Below are 23,240 nucleotides of genomic sequence, written 5' to 3' on the forward strand. Positions count from 1 at the left end.
CGATCGTGGCCGAACCCGCCGACACCGAGCTGGCCGAGCTGCTCGACATCGCCGACGACCTCTATGCCCTCGCCCTGCCCGACTTCACCCCGTCCCGCGATGCGCGGGTCAAGGAGCTGAAGGGCACCGCCCTGGCTCCCCGGGTCAAGGCGCTGCGCAAGCCGAGCACCGCAGCCTGGGTCGTCGACCTGCTCGTACGACGCGAGGCGGGTCAGGTGGAGCAGGTGCTCAGTGTCGGGGCAGCCCTGCGCGAGGCCCAGGCCGCCATGTCGGCCGGTGAGCTGCGCACCCTGACGCGTCAGCGCCGACAGCTGACCGCAGCGGTGACGACCCAGGCGCGTCGTCTGGCCGCCGAGGAGGGTCTGCGCGTCACGGAGTCCGTCGCCGAGCAGGTTGAGGCCACCCTCACCGCGGCCATGGTCGACGCCGAGTGTGGCCGCGCGGTCCGCAGTGGACTGCTGGTCGCGCCACTGCGCACGACCGGGGTCGAGCCGCTGCCGGCCAGGGAGCTGGCCGCCGCCCTCGCCGTACCGGAGGCTCTCGGCTTCACGGCCACCGCGCGCGAGGCGCCCACGCCGGCCCGGCCGGACCTCCACGTCGTCCCCGACCCCGATCGGGCCGAGCGGCTCGTCGCGGCCGCCGAGGAGCGTCTGGCCCTCGCGAGCGACGAGCTCGACGAGGCGCAGGCCGCGCACGATGAGACCACCGAGGAGCTGGAGCGTCTCCGGGCGAGGTCCTTGCAGCTGGAGGCCGAGATCGACGAGCTGCGCCGTCGGCTCGCGGACCTGGAGGACCAGTCCGACGCCGTCGACGAGGAGATCGCGGAGGCGGAGGAGGCCACCTCCGCCACCGGCGCCGACCTGAGGACGGCGACGGCCGCCCGCGACTCCGCCCGCCGGGACCTGGAGCGGCTGCAGTCCTGACTCCCTTGTGCGCCCCCGCCGGGAGCGTAGGTTGATGCCATGCGTGTCGGAGTGCTGACCGGTGGCGGCGACTGTCCAGGACTCAATGCGGTGATTCGTGCCGTCGTCCGCAAGGGCGTCAAGGAGCACGGCTTCGACTTCGTCGGCTTCCGTGACGGCTGGCGCGGCCCCCTCGAGGGCATCACCATGCCGCTCGGCATCGAGCAGTGCCGCGGGATCCTGCCGCGGGGAGGGACGATCCTCGGCTCGTCGCGCACCAACCCGTTCGCCGTCGACGACGGGGTGCAGCGGATCACCGATCACCTGGCGGATGCCGGGGTGGGCGCGCTGGTCGCGATCGGCGGGGAGGACACCCTCGGCGTCGCGACCCGCCTGGCGGAGCTCGGCGTCAACGTCGTCGGTGTCCCCAAGACGATCGACAACGACCTGTCCGGCACCGACTTCACCTTCGGCTTCGACACCGCGGTCAACATCGCGACCGAGGCGATCGACCGGCTGCACACGACCGCGGAGTCCCACCACCGGGCCCTGGTCGTCGAGGTGATGGGACGTCATGCCGGCTGGATCGCGCTGCACGCCGGGATCGCCGGGGGAGCGAGCTCGGTGCTGATCCCGGAGATCCCCTTCGACATCGCCGCGGTCTGCGCGGACGTCGAGGCGCGCTTCCGCAGCGAGTACGCCCCGATCATCGTCGTCTCCGAGGGCGCCGTCCCCGCCGACGGCAGCGGCATGACCCTGCAGAGCGGCGAGAAGGACGCCTTCGGTCACGTCCGCCTCGGCGGGATCGGCGACCGGCTGGCGCACGAGATCGAGCAGCGCACCGGCAAGGAGGCTCGGGCCGTCGTCCTGGGCCACATCCAGCGTGGCGGCACCCCGTCGGCGTTCGACCGCTGGCTCGCGACCCGCTTCGGGCTGCAGGCGATCAGCGCGGTCGCCGACGGCGACTTCGGAGTAATGGTGGCGCTGCGCGGCACCGACATCGTGAGGGTCCCGCTGGCCGAGGGCACCGGCGAGCTCAAGGTCGTCAGCCCCGAGGAGTACGCCGAGGCGCAGGTCTTCTTCGGATGAAGCAGCGACCTTCGGGGTAACGCCGTTCCGTCCCGGTCCGGCGTGTTGCTTCCCAACCCGACGGGCGGGGAGCAAGGTGGATTCATCCCACCCCGACCCGGGAGGCAGCGATGACCAGCAACACCAGTGAACCGACGAGCGCGACCAGTCCCGAGCAACCCGAGCTGAAGCGGGTCCTCGGCCCCGGGCTGCTCCTGCTGTTCATCGTCGGCGACATCCTCGGTGCCGGCGTCTATGCGGTGACCGGGCGACTGGCCGGTCAGGTCGGCGGCATCGCCTGGCTGCCCTTCCTCGTCGCCTTCGCCGTGGCCACGCTGACGGCCTACTCCTACCTCGAGCTGGTCACGAAGTATCCGCAGGCGGCCGGTGCCGCGCTCTATGCCCACAAGGCGTTCGGGGTCCACTTCGTCACGTTCCTCGTCGCGTTCACGGTGATCTGCTCCGGCATCACCAGCGCATCGACCTCCGCCAACCTGCTGGCCAACAACCTCCTGCTGGGACTCAACGAGATCTCCGACTCGGTGCCCACGACCCCGGGCTGGGCGATGTTCGTCGCCCTGGTCTTCATGGTGCTGCTCGCGGCCATCAACCTGCGCGGCGTGGGGGAGAGCGTGAAGTTCAACGTGATCCTGACGCTCGTCGAGATGACGGCCCTCGCGATCGTCATCGCCATCGGCTTCACGGTGATGGCCAAGGGCGACGGCGACTTCGACCGGATCACGGTCTTCGAGAGCCCCAGCGACAAGGGCCTGTTCATGGCCGTCACCGTCGCGACCGCCATCGCCTTCTTCTCGATGGTCGGCTTCGAGGACTCCGTCAACATGGTCGAGGAGACCAAGGACCCGCAGCGGATCTTCCCGCGGATGATGCTGACCGGTCTCGGCATCTCGGTGGTGATCTACATCCTGGTCGCGATCTCGGTCGTCATCGTGATCCCCGCCGGCCAGATCGCGACGCCGACGAATGCCGACGCGGGCATCCTCATCGATGTCGTCAAGCTCGGTGCTCCCGACCTGCCGATCGACTCGATCTTCCCGTTCCTGACGGTCTTCGCGGTCGCCAACACCGCACTCATCAACATGCTGATGGCCAGCCGGTTGCTCTACGGCATGTCGCGCCAGGGAGTGCTGCCCCCGGTCCTGGGTCGGGTGCTGCGCGGGCGGCGCACGCCGTATGCCGCGATCGCGTTCACCACGCTGCTGTCGCTGGCGCTGATCGTCGCGGTGGTCGAGCTGCGCGATGCCAAGCTCGGCGACGCGGGCGAGGGCACGGAGGTGACGGTGATCAGTGCCCTGTCGGGGACGACCGCGCTGCTGCTGCTCGCGGTGTTCTCCGTCGTCAACGTCGCCTGCCTGATCCTGCGACGCGATCCGACCCCGTCGGGCGGATTCCGCGCGCCGACCGTGGTCCCGATCCTCGGCGCCGTCTCCTGCCTCTACCTCCTGGGGCCCTGGGCCCGCCTCGAGCCCGATCAGGTGCAGTACCCGATCGCGGGCGCGATGTTGCTGCTCGGCATCGTGCTGTGGGCGATCACGCGGCTCTTCTACAAGCCCGAGGGTGGCCAGTTCTCCGACATCGAGCACATGGACATCGATCCCACGGACGATCCTCGATAGCACCGCGGGACGCCGGGCGCCGTACCCTTGGAGGGTGAGCGCCATCCCGTCCCTCGAGCAGTTGCACGCCATCGGAGCGAAGCAGCAGCCGACGTACGACGACCCCGCCGCCGTGGCGGCCGTCGTCGACCGTCTGCGCACGCTGCCCCCGCTGGTCTTTGCGGGCGAGTGCGACGAGCTGAAGGCCAAGATCGCGGCGGCCAGCCGCGGCGAGGCCTTCATCCTCCAGGGTGGCGACTGTGCCGAGACCTTCGTCGACGCGACCGCCGACAACACCCGCAACAAGCTGCGCGTCCTGCTGCAGATGGCGGTCGTGCTCACCTATGCCGCGTCGGTGCCGGTGGTCAAGGTCGGCCGGCTCGCCGGGCAGTACGCCAAGCCGCGCTCCTCCGACACCGAGACCCGCGAGGGCCTCACCCTGCCGGCCTACCGCGGTGACGCGGTCAACGCCTTCGAGTTCACGCCCGAGGCCCGCCGGCCCGACCCGCAGCGGCTGCTCGACGTCTACCACGCCTCGGCCTCCACGCTGAACCTCGTGCGCGCCTTCACCACCGGTGGCTACGCCGACCTGCGCCAGGTGCACACCTGGAACTCCGAGTTCGTCCGCAACAGCCCCGTGGGCCAGCACTACGAGAAGATGGCCGCAGAGATCGACCGCGCGCTGACCTTCATGCAGGCGATCGGCGCCGACCCCGACGAGTTCCACCGGGTCGACTTCTACTCCTCGCACGAGGCTCTGCTGATGGAGTACGAGCACGCGATGACGCGGATCGACTCGCGCACCGAGAAGCCCTACAACGTCTCGGGCCACATGGTCTGGATCGGCGAGCGCACCCGTCAGCTCGACGGCGCGCACGTCGAGTACTTCAGCCACATCTCCAACCCGATCGGCTGCAAGCTCGGCCCCAACGCGACCGCCGACGACGCCCTCGCGCTCGCCGCCAAGCTCAACCCGACCAACGAGCCCGGCCGGCTGACCTTCATCACCCGCTTCGGCGCGGCGAAGATCCGCGACGGCCTGCCCGCCCTGGTCGAGAAGGTCACCGCCGAGGGCGCCGACGTCGCCTGGGTGTGCGACGCGATGCACGGCAACACCTTCGAGGCGTCCAACGGCTACAAGACCCGCCGGTTCGAGGACGTCCTCGACGAGGTGCAGGGCTTCTTCGACGTCCACCGTGCGTTGGGCACGGTCCCCGCCGGCATCCTGGTGGAGAACACCGGCGACGACGTCACCGAGATCATCGGCGGCGGCGAGGAGCTCGACGAGCAGGGCCTGGCCCACCGCTACGAATCGGTCGTCGACCCGCGACTCAACCGGGTGCAGTCGCTCGAGATGGCCTTCCAGGTCGCCTCGATGTTGCAGGGCAAGTGATCGATCTCCGCTCCGACACCGTCACCGCGCCCACCGAGGCGATGCGGGCCGCGATGGCGCGGGCCGAGGTGGGAGACGACGTCTATGGTGAGGACCCGACGGTCCGCGAGCTCGAGGAGCGGGTCGCGAGCCTGTTCGGGCACGAGGCGGCGCTCTTCACGCCGACCGGGTCGCTGGCCAACGTGCTGGCCGTCGCCGCGCTGGTCGGTGCCGGGCAGGAGGTGCTCTGCGAGTCGCGGGCGCACATCGCCCGCGCCGAGCTCGGCGTCCACGGAGCCGTCACCGGCCTGACGATGCGCACGTGGAGCCATCCGGGCGGACAGGTCGACCACGCGGCGATCGCCGACCTGCACGCGCCCGACATGGGCCCGTTCTTCGTCCGCACCGCCGCGATCTCGGTCGAGAACACCCACAACTTCGCCGGCGGAGCGGTTCTCCCGCTCGCCGACCTCCAGCAGTTGCGGTCCTTCGCCGACGAGCATGCGACCGCGATCCACCTCGACGGCGCCCGGATCTGGAACGCCCACGTCGCGACCGGCGTCCCGCTGGCGGCGTACGGCGCCGTGGCCGACATGCTCGCGGTGTGCCTGTCCAAGGGGCTCGGCGCCCCGGTCGGCTCGCTGGTCATCGGCTCGCGCGAGCGGATCGCCGAGGCACGCGTGCGGCGCAAGCGTCTCGGAGCGGGCCTGCGTCAGGTCGGGATCCTGGCGGCGGCCGGGCTGCACGCCCTCGACCACCACGTCGAGCGGCTCGCCGACGACCACGCGCACGCGCGACTGCTCGCCGAGGCCGCGGGCGTCGACCCGGCCACCGTCGACACGAACGTCGTCGTCATCGACCGTGCGGACGCTGCGGACTACGTCGCCCGGGCCGGTCAGCAGGGCGTGCGGGTGAGCGCCGTCGGTCCGCGGACGGTCCGCCTCGTGACCCACCTCGACGTGAGCAGGGCCGACGCCGAGCGCGCGGCTGTCGTCCTCGCGCGGCTCTGACCCGGATCAGACCCTGGGCTCAGTCGACGGGAGCGCCGAGGAGGCGTACCTCGGAGATCGCGGTGTTGTCGCGTCGCGCGGGCCCACCGCCGGGCTTGCTGACCCGCGCCAGGTGGAGGCGGACGGTGCCGGTCCGGATCGGGTCGATGGCGATCGTCTGCAGCTCGCGCTGGTCGCGCAGGTCCTGGGTCACCCGGGTGCCGTCGTCGAACTCCCAGACGACCTCCTGGATCCGGCGGTTGCCGCGATACCAGTTGGTGCCCTGGTCGGTCTTGGCGTAGCCGTTGATGAGGCCGACCTCGGTGATCACCGTGTCCTGCCCGAGCTCGAGGACGACCGTCTCGCCGGCGCCGCTGCCGGGCATCCGCCACGCGGTCGCCGGGTCGCCGTCCCACATGTTCGCCGCGACGAACGTGACGGGCTGGCCGGCCAGGTCGGCGCTCGGCGCCCCGACCGCCGGGACGCTGGCCCGCACGTTGCTGGTGACGTCGAGCACGTCGTCGGGGTCAGGCGCTGCCGCCGGTCCGGCGTCGTCGGCTCCATCGGGGTCGTCGGTGTCGTCGTTGTCGTCGTCCTGTGCGTCACCGCGGCCCGGTGCGTCGACGGAGGAGGGGTCGTCGGCGGTGTCGTCACCACCGCCGAGGAGCAGGACGGCACCCAGGCCGGCGATGAGGGCCACCGCGACCAGCGCCGCGACCCAGGCCAGCCAGGTCCGGCCGCCGCGGTCACCCCCGCCCGAGGCGCCACCGGGCACCGGCTGCTGGTGCAGCGGGGGCGGGGGTCGGTCGACCGGACGGATGACGGTCGGCTCCGCGTCGGCGAAGAGCGGGTAGCGCGCGGCGGGTGGCGCCGCCGAGGCGGGCGGCGGCGTGGCCGGCGGCCGTGCGGCCGGCGGAGGCGTGACGGGCGGCGCTGGACTGGGGTAGGGCGGCGCTACGATCGTCGGCGCCACCGGGCGCGACTCAGCGGCGGGCTCCGCCTCGGGGTGTCGGCCTGGAACGGGTCTGCCGCAGTTGGTGCAGAACCGGCCGACCCCGAGCTCGTGCCCGCAACTGGTGCAGTACGCCGGGGTGGTCATCGGAGGGCAGGCTACCGGGTGAATCGAGGCTGAGGGACCCAGACCGGTCAGACCGCGATGTGGGGGACCTCGCCCTCGATCTTGCGCCGCGGGCCCGCCTCGACGACGAGCATGGCCGTCAGCACCATCAGACCGCCGATCGCCATCCGGCTCGTGACCGCCTCGCCGCCGAGCAGGACGGCGAAGAACGCCGCGAAGACCGGCTCCATGCTCATGATGATCGCGCTGCGCGTCGGCGGCAGGTGGGCCTGCGCCCAGGTCTGGGCCAGCAACGCGGCGGCGCCGGCCACGAGGGCCATGTAGACGATCGACATCCAGTCGCCGGTGCGCTCGGGCAGCACGACGCCCGGCTCCCCGGACACCAACGCGGCAACGAGACAGATGGCCGCGATCACCAGGACCTGGAGGATCGACATCCCGAGCGCGTCGGCCGGGCGGGACCAGGCGCCGAGACCGACGATGTGCAGGGCATAGAGCAGCGCGGCGACGAGGGTGATCGCCTCGCCGTAGCCGATGGAGAGGCCGTCGAGCGTCAGCACCGCGAGTCCGCTGGTCGCGAGTGCCACGGCCGCCCAGGTGAACCCGGTGATCCGGGTGCGCAGGATGACGGCGGCGAAGAGCGGTGTCGCCACGACGTAGAGGCCGGTGATGAAGCCCGACACGCTCGCGGGAGTGTGGGCGAGGCCGGCTGTCTGCAAGATCTGGGCGCCGCCGTAGAGGCCGCCGAGGGCGATCGCGTGCCGTCGGGAGGCTCGGGAGAGCCGGGCGATCGCGCGCGGGGCCACCAGCACCATCGCCGTGCCGGCGATCAGGAAGCGGACGGCGAGGAAGTCGACGGTGGGCACCCGGTCGAGCAGGTCCTTGATGAGGAAGAACGTCGATCCCCAGCAGGCCGTCATCGCCAGCAGCGCTGCGGCCGCGAGCAGGGTGGTCCGCCGGTCGGAGGTCACGCGTGGACCACGCGTCAAACGACGTAGAGGATGACGGTGCTGCCCTTGCGGACCCGGGTGCCCGACTCGGGGTCGGTGCTCCACGCGACCGTGCCGCTGAGGTAGATCGTGGCGTGCTCGGTGTCGACGACCAGGCCGAGCGCCTCCAGCTTCTCGATGGCGTCCTCGGTGCTGTCGTAGCGGATGCCGGGGATCGTGACGAGCTCGGGACCCTTCGAGACCACGAACTCGACCGTGTCGCCCTTGAAGACGGTGCCAGAGGCCGGCTTCTGGCTGATGATCGCGCCCTCGGGCACGTCGTCGCTGAACTGGGAGTCGGTGATCCGGACGATCAGCCCGCGCTTCTCGAGCCTGGCCTTGATGTCGTCGGCGTCGCGTCCGCTCCAGTCCTGCACCTTGATCGGGCGCAGGCCCTTGCTGACCCACACCGCGATCGCCTTGCCCGGCTTCTGCGCGGCGGCTCCGTCGCTGCCGAACGCCGGCGTCATCTTGACGATCGTGCCCTTCGCGGCGTCATTGAACACCTGGCGCTGCGTGCCGAGGACCATCTTCACCCCGGCCAGCTCGGCCTCGGCCTGCGCGACGGTGAGCCCGACGAGGTCGGGCACGTCGTAGCGCTCCGGCCCCAGCGACACCGTCAGTCCGACGGTGTCGCCCGGCAGCACCCGGTCGCCGGGCTGCGGGTCGGTGGCGACGACCTCGCCCTTCTCGACGGTCTCCGAGTGGACCTCCTCGGTGACCTCGGCCTCGAGGTCGGCCTGCTCGAGCTTGTCGACCGCCGCTGCCTGCGACAGCCCCAGGACGCTCGGCGTCGTGGTGTAGCGGCCCCAGCCGAACCAGTATCCGGTCGTGCCGAGGGCGGCGACGAGGAGGGCGATGACGACGCCGAGCACGATCCGGCGCCGTCCCCGACGCGACCGGCCCGGGTCGGCGGGACCGGCCGGCGACGGTGGCGCTGCTGCGGGACTCCGCGGCGCCCTGAGCGGAGCCGGGCCGCCGAGCACAGCTGTGGACTCGTTGTCGCTGGTGCGCGGGACCGCGGCCGCCAGGGACCGCACCGGCTCGGGCGTGGTGTCGTGGTTGATGTCGTGGTCGCTGTCCGACTCGGCCACGCGGGCGCTCGGCAACAGGTCGGCCACGAGCTCGGGGTCCTCCCGAACGCCGTCGTGGAGCGCGTGCACGACGCGCCGCACATGGTGCAGCAGGACCGTCGCATCCGCCGGTCGCAGGCTGGGGTCGCGGGTCGTGGCGCGGGCGACCAGCGCATCGACGTACGCCGGCGTCGAGGGGGCGAGTGTCGACGGCGCCGGCACGTCGTGGTGGACGTGGCGGTAGGCGACCGCGATCGGCGACTCGCCGGTGTGCGGCTTCGCGCCGGTCAGCAGCTCGAACAGGATCACGCCGACCGCGTAGACGTCGGCTCGCGCATCGGCGCGCTGCTCGACGACGAGCTCCGGAGCGAGGTAGGACACGGTGCCGATCAGGACGCCGGTGGTCGCTGTGTGCTGGGTGTCCGACGTGATGGCGCGGGCCAGACCGAAGTCGGCGACCTTGATCCGTCCGTCGTCGGCGATGAGGACGTTCTCGGGCTTGATGTCGCGGTGGATCAGACCGGCCCGGTGGGCCGTCGCCAGCGCGGACAGCACCGGGTCGAGGAGCGCCAACGCCCGCTCGGGGGACATCGGCGCTTCCTTGGCGATCGTGTCGCGCAGCGTGTGCCCGGTGACGAGCTCCATCACGAGGTAGGTCGTGCCGTCACTGTCGTCCTGACCCTGGTCATAGACGGCGACGACGTTGGGGTGGGACAGCCGCGCGGCCGCCTTCGCCTCACGGACGAAGCGGCGCGCGAAGGAGTCGCCGTGCTCGGGGTTGCTGCCGTCGCCGAGCCCCGGGTGCATGATCTTGACCGCGACGGTCCGGTCGAGCCGGGTGTCGACGGCCTCGTAGACGCTGGCCATCCCGCCGCGAGCGATGCGCGCGCCGATGCGATAGCGACCATCCAGCAGGCGTCCCGCCTGGTGGTCCTCGCGCTGATGGTCCGGCACAGCGACCCTCCTGTGCACCTGGGCATATGTCTCCGGCCGGGGAAGTGACCGGAGCGGCCATTCTACGGCGCCACCCCCCGCAGAGCGGCCACCGCGACGGTGTGGCGCGCCCCGCACCTGCGCTCGCGCCGGCTGGTGGGGGAGGATGGACCCATGAGCGAACCGCGCCTGGCCGACCACGACCTGTCCGTCCTCGTCGCCGACTGGCTGGACTGGGACCAGGCCGCCGACGTGCTGGGCGTGACGCCTGCTGCGGTCCGCACGATGGTGCGCGAGCACGTCCTGGCCGCCGCGAAGCCCGGGCCGAACCAGCCGCAGGGGGTGCCCGCCCTCTTCCTTGACGAGTCGGAGCCGGTCAAGGGTCTGCCGGGACTGCTCACCGTCCTGCACGACAACGGCTTCGACGATCGCGAGTGCATCGCGTGGATCTTCCTCGATGCCGACCTGCCGGGCCGGCCGATCGACGCGCTGCGGGAGAACCGTGGCTCGGAGGTCAAGCGGCGCGCCCAGGCCCTCGCTCTCTAGTCACGGTCATGGCGTCACGGCTCGGACCCGGGGCCCGCAGGGCGGTCTCCGCGCTCCTCGTCGCGCTGCTCACGGTCGGCGTGTGGTGGCTGCAGTCGCGCGACGACGAACCGCCCTCGCGGGCCGGGGACTCCTCGTCCGTCGAGCCCCGCGAGCCCGGTGAGGCCCTCGATCCCGACGGCATCCCCTACGTCGACCTGGCCGATCTCCCGCCCCAGGCCGCGGACGTGATGGCGCAGATCGACGACGGCGGGCCGTTCGCGCATCCGGACAAGGACGGCTCGACCTTCGGCAACCGTGAGGGCCTGCTGCCCGACCGGTCCCGCGGCTACTACGCCGAATACACGGTCCCCACCCCCGGCGAGCACGACCGTGGCGCGCGCCGCATCGTGGCCGGCGACGGCGGCGAGCGCTACTGGACCGAGGACCACTACGAGTCGTTCGAGCGGATCCGGGGGTGAGTCGACGATGAGTGGACTGGCTGCCGTGCTGGCCGGCCGGGAGACGCCCGGCGTGCACCGGTGGGCGTCGGGCCTCGATGTCGTGGACGTCCGTCACGCCGTCGAGCACGCCGACTGGTCCTTCGCCCACGTCGACGGCATCGGCCTCGAGGCCAGGCGCGACGTCCTCGCGGCGATCGGCGGGGCGCTGCATCTCCCCGACCACTTCGGTCGCAACCTCGACGCCCTCCACGACTGCCTCCGCGACCGGTCGGGACCCACGGTGCTGCTGTGGGACGCCTGGTCGGGCTTCGCCCGTGCCGACACCCGATCCTTCGAGCTCACGGTCGCGGTCCTGGGGGAGCGACCCGCGGGCGAGGTCGCGCTTGAGGTCCTGCTGCGGGGCGAGGGCCCGGCGGTCGCCGTACCGCTGCTGGAATAGGTCGTCAGTGGGCGCGCTGCGTGGCGGCCGCGGCCAGCTGCTCGAGCACGGCGCACGCCCGCTCGTCCCAGCCGAACTGGTCGCGACCGCGGCGCAGTGCCTCGACGGCCTGGGCGGCCAGCTGCTCGATCAGCACCTCGACGCGCTGGTGCGCGCCGCTGCGGTCGATGATGCCGCGCAGCTCGTCGACGTCGGCGGGGGACAGGTCGGAGCCGAGCGCGCTGTCGAGGCGGCCGGCCTCGGCGGCGCGCGCCGACTCCAGAGCCAGCCCGACCAGCACCGTGCGCTTGCCCTCGACGAGGTCGTCGCCGGCCGGCTTCCCGGTGGTGTCGGGATCGCCGAAGACGCCGAGCAGGTCGTCGCGCAGCTGGAACGCCTCGCCGAGCGGGAGCCCGAAGGCCGTCAGGGCCTCGATCTGTGCGGCGTCGGCGCCGGCGAGGGCTGCGCCGACGTGCAGGGGCCGCTCGATCGAGTACTTGGCGGACTTGAACCGCAGCACGGTCATCGCCTGGTCGACCGTCGCCGCGCCGCGGGCCTGCACCGAGACGTCGAGGAACTGACCGGCGATGACCTCGGAGCGACACAGGTCGAACACGTCGAGGGCCGGGCCCACCAGGTCGTAGGGGAGTCCGCAGCGGCGCAGCAGCTCGTCGGCCCAGGAGAGCAGGAGGTCGCCGAGGAGGATGGCCGCCGCGGCGCCGTACTGCACCGGGTCGCCGGTCCACCCGTCGGCGCGGTGCTCGGACTCGAAGCCGCGGTGCGTCGCAGGACGGCCGCGACGCGTGTCGGAGGCATCCATCAGGTCGTCGTGGACGAGCGCGCTCGCATGCAGGACCTCGAGCGCCGCCGACGCCCGCCCGATGGCCGCGGCCGCGGGGCCGCTCGGCTCGCCGGCCACCGCGGCGTAGCCCCACCGGCAGAAGGCGGCGCGGAAGCGCTTGCCGCCCGACACGGTCGCCCGCGCCTCGACCAGCAGCCGGTCCGCGTCGGCGCCCAGGGGACGCAACCGGTCGACCTGCTCGGCGAGGAAGGCATCGAGCGTCGCCTGGACCTCGTCGCGGAAGGCGGTCGGATCCCACGGCTGCGCGCTCACCCTCGTCAGCCTAGGACCCGCACGGATCGGCGAGATGATGGGGCCCAGGGCGCCACTCAGACCTACACTGCCGCCCATGACTACCGGTGCAGGCCGTTCCCTCGGCGAGATCCTCCGTGAGGGCGGACGATCGTTCTCCTTCGAGTTCTTCCCGCCGAAGGACGAGGCCGGCGAGGCCCAGCTGTGGGACGCCATCCGCGCACTGGAGCCCTATCAGCCGACCTTCGTCTCCGTGACGTACGGCGCCGGGGGCAGCACGCGCGACAAGACGGTCGCGATCACGGGGCGGATCGCCCGGGAGACCTCGCTCGTGCCGATGGCCCACCTCACCTGCGTGGGCCACACCCGGGAGGAGATCGAGGGGATCCTCGACTCCTACGTGGCCGAGGGCGTGAGCCACGTGATGGCGCTGCGGGGCGACCCGCAGGAGGGCCCGCGCGCCGAGTGGACGCCCACCGACGGCGGTCTCGACTACGCGATCGACCTGGTCGAGCTGGCGAGCCGGCGCGGCGACTTCCGGGTCGGCGTCGCGGCCTTCCCCGAGGGCCACCCGTCGGCCGCGTCGCTGGACGCCGACGCCGACGTGCTGGTCGCCAAGGCCCGTGCCGGCGCGGAGTTCGCCGTGACGCAGATGTTCTTCCGCGCCCAGGACTACTTCGACCTGGTCGGCCGGGTGCGCGACCGCGGCGTCGACATGCCGATCCTGCCGGGCATCATGCCGATCCTGAATCTCGCCGCGATCCGCCGACAGGGTGAGCTGATCGGCACCAACGTGCCGCAGGACGTCGTCGACCGGATCGCGGCCTTCGACGGCGACCCCGCCGCCGTGCGGGCCGAGGGCATCAAGGTCGCGGCCGAGCTGTGCGACGAGCTGCTGGCCGGTGGCGCGCCGGGCCTGCACTTCTACACCCTCAACCGCTCCAAGGCGACCCTGGAGATCTTCGAGGCACTGCAGATCACCGTCTGACCCGCGGCCGGGGACCGGTCGGTCAGGCCGGGCCGATGAGCTGGGCGACCAGCGCCGCGGACTGGGTGACCATCGGGACTCCCGCGCCGGGCGCGCCATGGGCTCCGGCGACGTAGACACCGGCGATGGGCGTCGCGGGTCCCAGGCGGTGTCGCACGGTGGACCTGCCCTGCCAGAGGACGCCCATCGGGGATCCGTTCCAGCGCTCCACCTGCTCGCGGGGGCTGAGGTCGACCTGGGACACGATCCGGTCGCGGACGTCGATCTTGTGCCGCGCCAGCGCGGTCAGCAGGTCCTCGGCGATCTTGCCACGGCCGTGCAGGGTCCAGGCGGTGTGGCCGTCGGGCGCGGTGCCGTTGGGCCGGACGATGATCATCGGCTCCGCGTGGATCACCACGTCCTGGGTGATCTCGGGGATCTCCCCGGCGAGACCGAGGTGGGAGACCACGGGCGGGATGGCCGGCATGGTGCGCTCGACGTGGCGGGCCAGGGCGGGCAGTCGCCGCGGGTCGATCGCCACCACGACCTGGTCGGCGTCGGCGTCGCCCTCGTCGGTGCGGACGCCGGCCACGCGGCCGTCGCGGACGACGAGGTCCTCGACGCGGACGCCCGTGCGCACGGTGACCTTGCGGGTCGCCATGCGGGCGGCGAGGAGGTCGCGGACCCGGCGGAACCCGCCGGGCACCCGCCACCCGCCGAAGCACTGCTCGAGGTAGACGTCGACGCCGGCCCACGACGGCACGTTGCGCAGGTCGTGTCCCGCGTTGACGTGGGGGAATCCGGCCACGAGGGCGAGTCGCTCGTCGCGGAAGTCGTGTCGCAGCCGCTTGTGCAGAGTCTCGCGGATGGCGAACAGCTCGGCCAGCTCCCGCGGGACGCCGTCGGGGCGGTCCGGGTGCCACGGCGCCTCGACGTAGTGCTTGCGCAGGCGCTCCCACACCTCGGCGTAGCGGTCGACGTGGCTGACCCACTTCTCGCCCAGACCGGCACCGAGCTCGTCGAACGCGGTGATCTGCGCGGCACGGGAGCCACCGGGGAGCTGGACCGACGTGCCGTCGGCGAAGCGGTGCTCGCGCAGGACCGGCATCGGCTCGAGGTCGGCGCCGAGCTCGGTCTCGAGCGGTCGGCCGGTCTTGCGGAAGAGGTCGCGGAGCGCGGCCGGCAGCAGCGTGCTGGTCGGTCCGCCGTCCCAGGTGAAGCCGTCCTGCTCGACGGGGGCGATGGCGCCACCGAGCCGGTCGGAGGCCTCCAGGAGCGCGACGTCGTGACCCTGCTTCGCGAGCCGGGCGGCGCTCGCCAGTCCGCCGAGGCCCGCGCCGATGACGATGATCCGTGCCATGGCGTCCCTCACTCCACCTCGACCGGCGTCGCGCCGGTCAGTGCCAGGAGCTCGTCGTGGGTCGTGGAGAAGACGGCGGCCGGGTGACCCGCCGCCGCCCACAGCACGTCGTGGCGCTGCAGCCACGGGTCGACGTACGTCGTGAGGGGGGTGGGGTGCCCGATCGGGGACACGCCGCCGATCGCCTGCCCGGTGTGCTCGCGGACGAAGTCGGGTGTGGCGCGGCGCAGCGGCCCGGTCCCGATGCGCTCGGCCAGCAGTCCCGTGTCGACCCGGTGGGCGCCGGAGGTCAGGACCAGGACCGGGGATCCGTCGGCGTCGAAGAGCAGACTGTTGGCGATCGCACCGACCTCGCAGCCCAGCGCTGCGGCGGCCAGTGCGGCCGTGTGGACCGAGTCGGGCAGAATGACGATCTCGCCTGTTCCGCCGCGGCGCTGGTGCTCCTCGCGGAAACGGGCGATCGAGGGGTGCTCGGTCGACATGGGGGAGACCCTATCGACCGGGTCTCCCGGACCCACCGGTGATCAGGAGGAACGACGTGACGAAGCGCCCGCCCGCAGTGGACCTCGCCTGCTGGTTGTTGTGGCTGCTCGTGGCCGCGGGCCTGGTGGTCTGCATCCTCGTCGTCACGCGTCGCGACGACCTCGGCGCCGTCTGGTCCCCGATGCAGGTGGGCGACAGCACCGTGCAGCCGGTGGAGTTCGTCCCCGTCATCATCGTGCTGTACGCCGTCACGGCGCTCCTCGCCGCCACGACGATCGCGCTCTATCGCACGGGTCACAACTGGGCCCGCCACACGCTCGCGTCGATCGTGCTCGGTGTCTTCGTGGTCGCGGTGGCGACCGTGCGGACCGCACCGCCCATGCTGGTGGAGTGGTCGGCCATCGCCGGGGCCGTCGTCTCCGCGGTCACACTCGTCTTCCTCTGGCACCCGCAGTCGCGTGCCTTCATGCGACCCACGCTGGTCGACCACGGCGACGCCGACCGGTCCTGACACTCCCCGGGAGTGGGCCCGGCCGGTCCTTGACGTTGTGTCGGGAGGCGGGTGTACCTTCGCAGTGTTCGAACAGGTGTTCGATCACTGACCTGAGGAGACCCGCACGATGGCCCTGGATGCATCCCCGTTCCCGCTCGGCCCGCACACGTTGCCGGCGACCACCCACAGCTACCTCCTCCGCTCCGCGGAGTCCCTGAGCGAGGCGGTCGCGACGCCCGACGTCGCCACCCGCTATGCCTGCGCCCACGTGGCCGCGCTGCGCGCCGCGGCTGCCCTGCTCTCCGCGCGCGCCCGGCCCGTCTCGGGGCGTCGGCGCCAGCAGAAGAACGCCTGGGTGCTCCTCGCAGAGGTGGCGCCCGAGCTGGGGGAGTGGGCGACCTTCTTCGCTGCCGGTGCCTCCAAGCGCGCTGCGGCGGAGGCGGGCTCGTCGCGCGCAGTGACCGAGCGCGAGGCCAACGACCTGGTGCGCGATGCCGACCGCTTTCTCGCCGTCATCGAGCAGTCGCTCGGTCTCACCCCCCATGCGACCGTGGCCACCATGGTGGTGCCGCGCGCCGCAGGATGAGGACCGGCCGTGCCCGAGTAGGGTGCGGGGCATGGCCTCTCGCGAGCAGCGTGGATCCGTGCGGACCGCGGTCATCTGGGATGCGTTGGAGGCGGCCCTCGGCGGCAGCCCGCGCGACGTCGTCGACCTCGGCGGCGGCACCGGCGGATTCGCCGTGCGACTGGCCTCCTCGGGCCACCGGGTGCGCGTGGTCGACCCGAGTCCGGACGCGCTCGCCGCGCTCAGCAGGCGCGTCCAGGAGGTCGGCATCGACGTCTCGGGGCTCCAGGGTGACGTCGCCGATCTCGTCGAGGTGGCCGGCGCCGACAGCGCCGACGTGGTCCTGTGTCACGGCGTCCTCGAGGTCGTCGACCCCGTGCTCGCCCTCGACCGGTTGGGCGCCGTCCTGCGGCCGGGCGGTCGGCTCAGCCTCGTGGTCGGCCAGCGCCATGCCGCCGTGGTCGCCCGCGCGATGGCCGGCCACTTCGGCCAGGCACTCGGCCTGCTCGACGACACCGCAGCGATCGATGCCCGCACCGGCCGTCGCTTCACCGTCGACGAGCTCACGGCACTGCTCGCCGCAGCCGGCTTCACCATCGACGCCGTCCACGCAGTGCGGGTCTTCACCGACCTGGTCCCCGCGGCGCTCGTCGACCTCGAGCCCGGCTCGGCCGCCGCGCTCGTGGAGCTCGAACGGGCCGTCGCGGAGCGCGCTGAGTACCTCCCGCTCGCAACCCAGCTGCACGTGCTCGCCACCCGCAGCTGATCCCGCGCGGGCCACGGGCCGACGCGTCACACGACGCGACCGCGCCGGCGGCGGGGGACTGCCGTGACCCTCCCGACCCTGCTGCACGTCGACATGGACGCGTTCTATGCCTCGGTCATGATCCGCGACCGTCCCGAGCTCCATGACGCCCCCGTGGTGGTCGGTGGAGGACACCGCGGCGTGGTGCTCTCGGCCAACTATCCCGCGCGCCGATTCGGCATCCGGTCGGGGATGCCGGGGACGCAGGCGCAGCGGTTGTGTCCCCATGCCATCACGATGGCTCCGGACTTCGGTCTGCTCACCCCCGTCTCACGATCGATCATGGACACCTTCCGCAGCGTGACGCCGGTGGTCGAGGTGACCTCGCTCGACGAGGCCTTCCTCGACGTCCGCGGCGCCCGCCGCCTCCTGGGATCTCCGACGGTGATCGCCGAGCGGCTGCGCTCCAGGGTCCGCGCCGAGCACGGCATCACCTGCTCGGTCGGCATCGCCGCCTCGGTATCCGTCGCGAAGCTGGCCTCCCGCCAGGCCAAGCCCGACGGTGTCCGGGTCATCGCCCCCGATCGCTTCGTCGCGGAGGTCCATCCCCTCGACATCGGCGACCTCCACGGTGTCGGTGAGGCGACCCGCCGGCGCCTCCACCGGATCGGGCTGGTCACCGTCGGCGACGTCGCCGCCATCCCGGTCGAGCAGCTGCGTCGCATGGTCGGCAACCACCTCGGCAGCCATCTCCACGCCCTCGTCTGGGGAGCCGACCGGACCCAGCTGCGACCCGGCGGGGCCGGCGTCTTCGGCTTCGGCGAGGGCGAGCCCGAGAGCAGCATGGGCTCCCAGCACACGCTCGCCGTCGACGTCGGTGACCGTCACGTCCTGCACCGTGAGCTGCTGTCCCTCGCCACCCGCGTCGCCGGCCGGGCTCGCGCGGCGCACCGCCGCGGCCGGACCGTCGCCCTGACCGTGCGGTTCAGCGACTTCGTCACCGTCAACCGCTCGCGCACCCTCACCGAGCCGACCGACGTCAGCCTGGAGGTCCATGCGACGGCCGTCGACCTGCTGGACCAGCTGCTCGACGGCCTCGGCCCCCGCGCGCGTCGGGTGCGCCTCGTCGGCGTGCGTCTCGAGGGGCTGCAGCGCACCCACGACGGCGACACCCGTCAACTCGCCTTCGGCGAGCGCGACCCGGGTTGGCCGGATGCCGACCGCGCCGTCGACCGTGCCGTCGGCAGGTTCGGCTCCACTGCCGTCCGTCCGGCCAGCCTGATCGGTCACGGACGACGCGCTTGACCCGATCGAGTCACCGAGTGACCGCGATCGCACAATTTCATGATCCGCCCTACCCGCGCTGGCTCGGCCTGCCTACTATTGAGCCAGCAAGGATCGATCGTGTCGTGAGTCGGAGGAGCCGGTGCCACTCTCAGAAGAGGAGCTGCGACTGCTCGAGCAGATGGAGCGCGCCCTCAGCGAGGAGGACCCGAAGTTCGCCTCGACCCTCCGCGGCACCACCCTGCGTCAGGCAGCCCGCCGCCGCGCCATCGCAGCCGGCGTCGTCTTCGCGGCCGGGATCGCGGTCATGATGGGCGGCGCCGTCAGCGGCATCTGGCCACTCGGCGTCCTCGGCTTCCTCATCATGCTCGGCTCCGCGACTTTGCTCCTCGGAGCCCTCCGCGGCCAGCGTGGTGTCGGCGACCCGCACGTCACCGCCCACCCCTCCGGCTTCGGCGTCGTTGACGGAGGCCGTTCGAGGGGCTCACGCGGCTCCGGGTCCTCCGGCTTCATGGCCACCCTCCAGGCCCGCTGGCGTCGCCGCAGGGAGCGCGGCGGCTTCTAGTTTGTCTTGGCCGAGCGTGTCGCCCAGTCGGGTGCGGCCGCACGGCCACTCGCTGCGCTCGGGCCGCGGGCCGCGCCCGACGCGGCTTCGCCGCGGGGCGCCACGCTGCCGGCCTCGCGGTTGGCTGGCGTAGGTCGAGCCTTGGTCTGGCGGCAAGACTGGCGTAGCTTGCTGAGTGGGCCGAGCGTGTCGCCCAGTCGGGTGCGGCCGCACGGCCACTCGCTGCGCTCGGGCCGCCTTGGTCATCGAGGAGCGAGCCCCAGCGAGCGTCACGAGATGCCTGGGCGAACCTTGCCGAGGTGACCACGGGGGTCTCGTGACACCCCGCTCGTTCCTCGCGGGGCTCCTCGACCACCACGAGGAGGGTCGGCGCCTGCGGTGCCGGACGGGCAACCCCCGGCGGCGCATCGGGGTGCCCTCGGCGGGAAGCAGGGTCAGCCGCCCAGCCGGGTGGCCGAGGGCGGGGTCCCCGCTCTGCGCCGCCGGGGGTTGATCCGGGAGGCGCCGCAGGCGCTCACCGCTCCCATCCCGGAGAGTCGGGGGTTGGCCCGGGAGGCGCCGCAGGCGCCAACCCGCCCAACAGCAGTCACCGTCCGGCACGACAGGCACAGAGGTTTCGAGGCCACTCGCTCGTTCCTCGCTCGCGGCACCTCAACCAGCGAAGGTCAGTGGCGCCAGATGGAGCGGGGCATCCAACGGGCGCGGCGGCGGGCCCGGGCCGTGACGCCCGCCTCCAGGGCGGTGATCACGAGGTGGGCGTCGTCCGCGAGTGACGGGGGAGCCAGCGTGGCGACGCCGCCGGCGGCGGGCGATCCGTCGCGGGCGTAGCGCGTCCGTTCGACCCGGTCCACGATGCGCTCGAGGGCGTCGGCAGCGGCAGGGGCGGCAGACGGTCCGGTCCGTGGGCGTTCGATGTCGGGGTCGGGGGGTGCCGTCGGGTCGCCCAGCTGACCCGCGAGCACCACACCGACCTCGCGCGGCGATCGTCCTTCAGGCCAGCTCGCGCCGAGGTCGCGGACGGTTGCGCGCAGCTCCGTCCAGATCTCCTCCGGGCCGCCGTGGAGGCCGGCGCGCCGGTGCCGGCCGCGCAGCAGAGGGGGGCCGATCAGCAGGAGCAGCACCAGCAGCGCCGCGATGAGACAGGCCACCACGACCAGGGGGTGGATGCCACCGTCCTCCTGGGCGGCGGCGTCGTCGGCCGTCGTGTCGGGCTCGGCGCGGTCCTGCTCAGGTCGCCGCTCGGGGGCGGTGGGGTCGCTTCCTCCGGAGGAGGCCGACGCGGAGGTGGTCGGGGCCGAGGGCTCGGGGAAGCCGCCACTGTCGATGTCGGAGCGGGAGTACGGCGGCACGTCGGGTGCCCGGTCGGCGGGGGTGGGCTCGAAGCGCACCCAGCCGGCGTCGGCGAAGTAGAGCTCGGGCCAGGCGTGCAGGTCGTGGCTGGTGTACTCCCAGGTGCCGTCGGTGTAGTTGGTCGGCTTGAGGAAGCCGACGGCGACGCGAGCCGGGATGCCGAGGCTCCGCGCCATCACGGCCATCGCGGAGGCGAACTGCTCGCAGTACCCGACCCGGCCCTCGGCGGAGAGGAAGTGGTCGAGAGTGTCGTTGCCGGTGCCGTTGGGCGCGGCGCGCAGGTCGTAGGTGAAGCCGCCGTCCTCGCGGAACCAACGCTGCAGCAAGGTCGCTCTCTCGTAGTCGTTGCCCCCCGCTTCGGTGACAGCGCGGGCGAGGTCGCGCACCGCGTTGGAGACGCCCGGCGCGTCGAGCAGCTCGTCGGGGACCGCCCCGGATGCCGCGTCGCCGAACCACCGGCCGTCGGCCCCGTAGTCGGGATCGAGCGAGGTGACGGAGTACTGCATCCTCTTGGTGTCGAGGTCGTCGTCGGCGGAGAGGAAGTCGAGGGTCGTCGGGTCGTAGCGCCAGTCCCCGGCGGCATAGACGGCCTTGGCCGGGAACGTCGTCGGCAGCCAGGTCGAGTCGAGGTCCTCGGAGATGGTCAGGTCGTAGCGGTACTCCCGGACGGGGACCGTCGAGGAGAGGCCGGGCGGCCGGGGGAGCTCGCCGTCGGCGAGGTTGTCGCCGTCGACGTCCCGGTCACCGCTGCTCCACTCGTCGCCGGTGAAGCGGTTGAGGACAGCGAGCCGGAGGTACGACGGCGACGGGTCGTCGGTCGTGAAGCGGATGAGCGGCACCTCCTCGCCCCGCTCGAGGTCGCGACGCATGTCGACCAGGGGCTTGCGGATGCGGATGTCCCCGTTGCCGCCGCTGCCGCCGAACTCGAAGACGTCGACGGCGAGGACGGGGATGAAGGTCGGCAGCACGAGCGCGAGCGCGGTCGCGGTGACGCCGATGGTCCAGGTGCTGGCGCGAGCGGCGTCGCGGACCGGTCGGGCCAGACCGTTGCGGGAGGCCGGGTCGCCGACCATCCGCCCCCAGACGAGGGTGTGGCCGCGAGCGTCGATGTGGAGCAGGGCGAGGAAGCCGGCGGCCGCGGCGACGAAGCTGCGCCAGTCCGGGCCGGCGTCGATGAGACCGCTGGGCACGGAGTAGATCGCCAGCAGAGCGAGGCCGGCGGCGGGGACGTGCCGGTAGGTGCAGGCGACGGTGTCGACGATCAGCAGGAAGAGGGCGCCAGCGACGACGATGAGGGGCCACACGGGCGGTGCCTCGGCGCTGACGGGGGCCTGGTAGAGGCGGGCGGCGTCGATCGCCGTGGTCAGCGCGTTGCTGATCTCGGCGCTCGCGCCGCCGAGCGGGATCGGCGTTCCGGCGATCTGCTGGGAGACGAGAGCCGTGACGACGACCGTCTGCACGAGGGCGACGAGGGGGCGGGCCAGGCTCGTGGAGCGGAGGACGGCTCCGAGTGCTGCGACGACGAGCGCGAGCAGGGCCAGGCGTCCGAGATAGCTGGACGGCTCCTCGACGAAGCCTCGCCACGCGGTCAGGGTCAGCCAGGTGGTCGCCGCGGCGAGGATGCTGAGGGCGATCGTGGTGCCGTGTCCGGCGGCGAGGTCGGTGCGTCGGGCGCGTGCGGTGCCGGCCATCAGGAGGCTCCGGTCCGGGAGGGGGAGCGGCCCAGGTCCTGCCAGGCGAGGTCGAGCCGGTCCCGGGGGCCCACGGCCGTCGCCCGCCAGCCGAGGGTCGCGAGGGGTGCGGCGGCGGCGTCGCCCAGGCGGCCGGCCGAGGCGGACCACTGTGCGACGTCGAGCACGACGCCCAGGGCCGCGCCGGCGTCGTGCCGGATCCGTCGCAGGGCGGCCTGATCGGTGTCGAGGGTCCGTCCGAACGCGCCGACGACGACGCCACCCCGGGCGTGGTCGCCGCACCAGCCGACGTCCAGGCTGCCCCGCTCGGTCATGCGCAGCACGGCCATGCGGCGGAGGGCGGCGTCGGCGCCGTCGCACTCGATGCCGTCGGCGGTGGCGAACTGCACGGAGTAGCCGTGCTGTTCGAGGTGGACGATGGCGGAGGCGGCGGTGACCACGGCGGCCTCGAAGCTGGAGGCGGGACCGCGGCCCTGGTGGACCTTGCTGCGGTGGTCGAGCAGCACGATGGCATGCGCCTCCCACGGCTGCTCCTCGCGGCGGACCATCAGCTCACCGAGGCGTGCCGAGCTGCGCCAGTGGACGCGGCGGAGGTCGTCGCCGCGGCGATATTCGCGCACCGTGACGTCCTCGGCCGAGCCGGTCGCGAAGGACTGGGGACGGTGGTCGCCGGCGCCGTGCCAACCGCCGGACAGGGGGACCCCGGGCAGGGGGAGCACCCGCGGCGTGACGACGACGGTGGCCGGGTCGCCGAGCGAGGAGCGGCGCTCGACCATGCCGAAGGGGTCGACCGTGCGGACCACCAGCGGCCCGAGGTCGTACTGCCCGCGCAGCTCGGACCGCACGGGATAGGTGAGCGTGCGCTCCCAGCCGCGCTCGAGGTCGGCGAGCACGAAGCGTGGCCGGCTGCCGAGGGCGTAGGGGACGTTGTCCTCGACGAGGAGTGCGGCGCGGCGACGGGTGCCGGTGGCGGCGAGCTCGACGTGGGCGGTCTCTCCGGCCCGCAGCAGGGCGGGGCGGACACTGCGCTGGACCTGCGCGTCGGGCCGCCGGACGGCGACGACGATCGCGGCGACGATCGGCAGCACCAGCACCAGCACGCCGACCCGGACGAGGGCGGGCTGACCGAACACGATGGCGCAACCGATCGCGGTGGCTCCTGCTGCGACGAACGCGCGTCCGCGAAGGGTCAGCGACGACCAGAGGGCACGCATGGC

At 72.7% G+C, this 23,240-nt stretch carries 22 protein-coding genes; 14 read left to right on the plus strand and 8 right to left on the minus strand.

What is annotated here, in order from left to right; genetic code table 11:
* Positions 1-5: 5 nt before the first annotated feature.
* The 5 genes from E9934_RS02595 (at position 6) to E9934_RS02615 (ending at position 5,968) form a co-directional block, all read left to right on the plus strand.
* Positions 6-923: a hypothetical protein gene (locus E9934_RS02595; RefSeq protein WP_238694710.1), complete on the plus strand. Its 918-nt coding sequence runs from the start codon at positions 6-8 to the stop codon at positions 921-923.
* A gap of 39 nt (positions 924-962) precedes the next feature.
* Positions 963-1,991, plus strand: coding sequence for a 6-phosphofructokinase (locus E9934_RS02600; RefSeq protein WP_136561238.1), 1,029 nt, complete (start codon positions 963-965; stop codon positions 1,989-1,991).
* 110 nt (positions 1,992-2,101) lie between these two features.
* The gene (locus E9934_RS02605) at positions 2,102-3,607 is read left to right on the plus strand and encodes an APC family permease (protein WP_136561239.1); all 1,506 of its coding nucleotides are present in this window, start codon (positions 2,102-2,104) and stop codon (positions 3,605-3,607) included.
* Between the two features lie 34 nt (positions 3,608-3,641).
* Complete coding sequence (locus tag E9934_RS02610) at positions 3,642-4,979, plus strand: class II 3-deoxy-7-phosphoheptulonate synthase (protein ID WP_136561240.1); 1,338 nt, start codon at positions 3,642-3,644, stop codon at positions 4,977-4,979.
* Positions 4,976-5,968 (plus strand): threonine aldolase family protein, encoded by a 993-nt coding sequence (locus E9934_RS02615; protein ID WP_136561241.1) that lies wholly within the window; start codon positions 4,976-4,978, stop codon positions 5,966-5,968. The genes E9934_RS02610 and E9934_RS02615 overlap by 4 nt, the downstream gene beginning before the upstream one ends.
* 19 nt (positions 5,969-5,987) lie before the next feature.
* Here the strand turns inward: E9934_RS02615 and E9934_RS02620 are convergent, their stop codons facing one another.
* From E9934_RS02620 to pknB, 3 genes are all read right to left on the minus strand, one after another.
* Positions 5,988-6,920, minus strand: a complete 933-nt coding sequence (locus tag E9934_RS02620; protein WP_136561242.1) for a discoidin domain-containing protein — start codon at positions 6,918-6,920, stop codon at positions 5,988-5,990.
* Between the two features lie 173 nt (positions 6,921-7,093).
* Complete coding sequence (locus E9934_RS02625) at positions 7,094-7,996, minus strand: DMT family transporter (RefSeq protein WP_238694711.1); 903 nt, start codon at positions 7,994-7,996, stop codon at positions 7,094-7,096.
* Between the two features lie 14 nt (positions 7,997-8,010).
* Positions 8,011-10,041: a Stk1 family PASTA domain-containing Ser/Thr kinase gene (gene pknB, locus E9934_RS02630; protein ID WP_238694712.1), complete on the minus strand. Its 2,031-nt coding sequence runs from the start codon at positions 10,039-10,041 to the stop codon at positions 8,011-8,013.
* A 153-nt stretch (positions 10,042-10,194) separates the two neighbouring features.
* Here pknB and E9934_RS02635 point away from each other — a divergent pair, with 153 nt between their 5' ends.
* Genes E9934_RS02635 through E9934_RS02645 form a run of 3 tightly spaced genes read left to right on the plus strand, consistent with a single transcriptional unit; the run spans position 10,195 to position 11,448 of the window.
* On the plus strand, positions 10,195-10,566 hold the full coding sequence (locus E9934_RS02635) for an Rv2175c family DNA-binding protein (protein WP_158294900.1): 372 nt from the start codon (positions 10,195-10,197) through the stop codon (positions 10,564-10,566).
* A gap of 8 nt (positions 10,567-10,574) precedes the next feature.
* On the plus strand, positions 10,575-11,027 hold the full coding sequence (locus tag E9934_RS02640) for a guanyl-specific ribonuclease (RefSeq protein WP_136561243.1): 453 nt from the start codon (positions 10,575-10,577) through the stop codon (positions 11,025-11,027).
* Between the two features lie 7 nt (positions 11,028-11,034).
* Positions 11,035-11,448 carry a barstar family protein gene (locus E9934_RS02645; RefSeq protein WP_136561244.1) on the plus strand — a complete coding sequence of 138 codons (414 nt, stop codon included), beginning with the start codon at positions 11,035-11,037 and terminating at the stop codon, positions 11,446-11,448.
* A 4-nt stretch (positions 11,449-11,452) separates the two neighbouring features.
* Here the strand turns inward: E9934_RS02645 and E9934_RS02650 are convergent, their stop codons facing one another.
* A complete protein-coding gene (locus E9934_RS02650; protein WP_238694713.1) occupies positions 11,453-12,541 on the minus strand; it encodes a polyprenyl synthetase family protein in 1,089 nt (362 codons plus the stop codon).
* Between the two features lie 76 nt (positions 12,542-12,617).
* On the opposite strand from E9934_RS02650, the gene metF reads away from it, so the two are divergent.
* Positions 12,618-13,508, plus strand: a complete 891-nt coding sequence (metF, locus tag E9934_RS02655; RefSeq protein WP_136561246.1) for a methylenetetrahydrofolate reductase [NAD(P)H] — start codon at positions 12,618-12,620, stop codon at positions 13,506-13,508.
* Positions 13,509-13,530: 22 nt separating this feature from the next.
* Here the strand turns inward: metF and E9934_RS02660 are convergent, their stop codons facing one another.
* Complete coding sequence (locus tag E9934_RS02660; RefSeq protein ID WP_136561247.1) at positions 13,531-14,847, minus strand: phytoene desaturase family protein; 1,317 nt, start codon at positions 14,845-14,847, stop codon at positions 13,531-13,533.
* 8 nt (positions 14,848-14,855) lie between these two features.
* The gene (locus tag E9934_RS02665; protein ID WP_136561248.1) at positions 14,856-15,329 is read right to left on the minus strand and encodes a YbaK/EbsC family protein; all 474 of its coding nucleotides are present in this window, start codon (positions 15,327-15,329) and stop codon (positions 14,856-14,858) included.
* Between the two features lie 56 nt (positions 15,330-15,385).
* Between E9934_RS02665 and E9934_RS02670 the strand changes: the two genes are divergently transcribed.
* The 5 genes from E9934_RS02670 to E9934_RS02690 all read left to right on the plus strand — a co-directional run bounded on the left by E9934_RS02670 (position 15,386) and on the right by E9934_RS02690 (position 18,982).
* Positions 15,386-15,841 carry a hypothetical protein gene (locus E9934_RS02670; protein WP_136561249.1) on the plus strand — a complete coding sequence of 152 codons (456 nt, stop codon included), beginning with the start codon at positions 15,386-15,388 and terminating at the stop codon, positions 15,839-15,841.
* Between the two features lie 109 nt (positions 15,842-15,950).
* Entirely contained in the window at positions 15,951-16,409 is a 459-nt protein-coding gene (locus tag E9934_RS02675; protein ID WP_136561250.1) for an SAV_6107 family HEPN domain-containing protein, read from the plus strand.
* Positions 16,410-16,440: 31 nt separating this feature from the next.
* Positions 16,441-17,154, plus strand: coding sequence for a methyltransferase domain-containing protein (locus tag E9934_RS02680; RefSeq protein ID WP_136561251.1), 714 nt, complete (start codon positions 16,441-16,443; stop codon positions 17,152-17,154).
* Positions 17,155-17,217: 63 nt separating this feature from the next.
* On the plus strand, positions 17,218-18,438 hold the full coding sequence (gene dinB, locus E9934_RS02685; RefSeq protein ID WP_238694714.1) for a DNA polymerase IV: 1,221 nt from the start codon (positions 17,218-17,220) through the stop codon (positions 18,436-18,438).
* A gap of 121 nt (positions 18,439-18,559) precedes the next feature.
* Positions 18,560-18,982 carry a DUF3040 domain-containing protein gene (locus tag E9934_RS02690; RefSeq protein WP_136561252.1) on the plus strand — a complete coding sequence of 141 codons (423 nt, stop codon included), beginning with the start codon at positions 18,560-18,562 and terminating at the stop codon, positions 18,980-18,982.
* 665 nt (positions 18,983-19,647) lie between these two features.
* On the opposite strand, the gene E9934_RS02695 is transcribed toward E9934_RS02690, so the two are convergent.
* The gene (locus tag E9934_RS02695; RefSeq protein WP_136561253.1) at positions 19,648-22,023 is read right to left on the minus strand and encodes a transglutaminase TgpA family protein; all 2,376 of its coding nucleotides are present in this window, start codon (positions 22,021-22,023) and stop codon (positions 19,648-19,650) included.
* Positions 22,023-23,237, minus strand: coding sequence for a DUF58 domain-containing protein (locus tag E9934_RS02700; RefSeq protein ID WP_136561254.1), 1,215 nt, complete (start codon positions 23,235-23,237; stop codon positions 22,023-22,025). The genes E9934_RS02695 and E9934_RS02700 overlap by 1 nt, the downstream gene beginning before the upstream one ends.
* Positions 23,238-23,240 lie beyond the last annotated feature (3 nt).

This window comes from Nocardioides caeni, assembly GCF_004912195.1.
Taxonomy (GTDB): Bacteria; Actinomycetota; Actinomycetes; order Propionibacteriales; family Nocardioidaceae; genus Nocardioides; species Nocardioides caeni.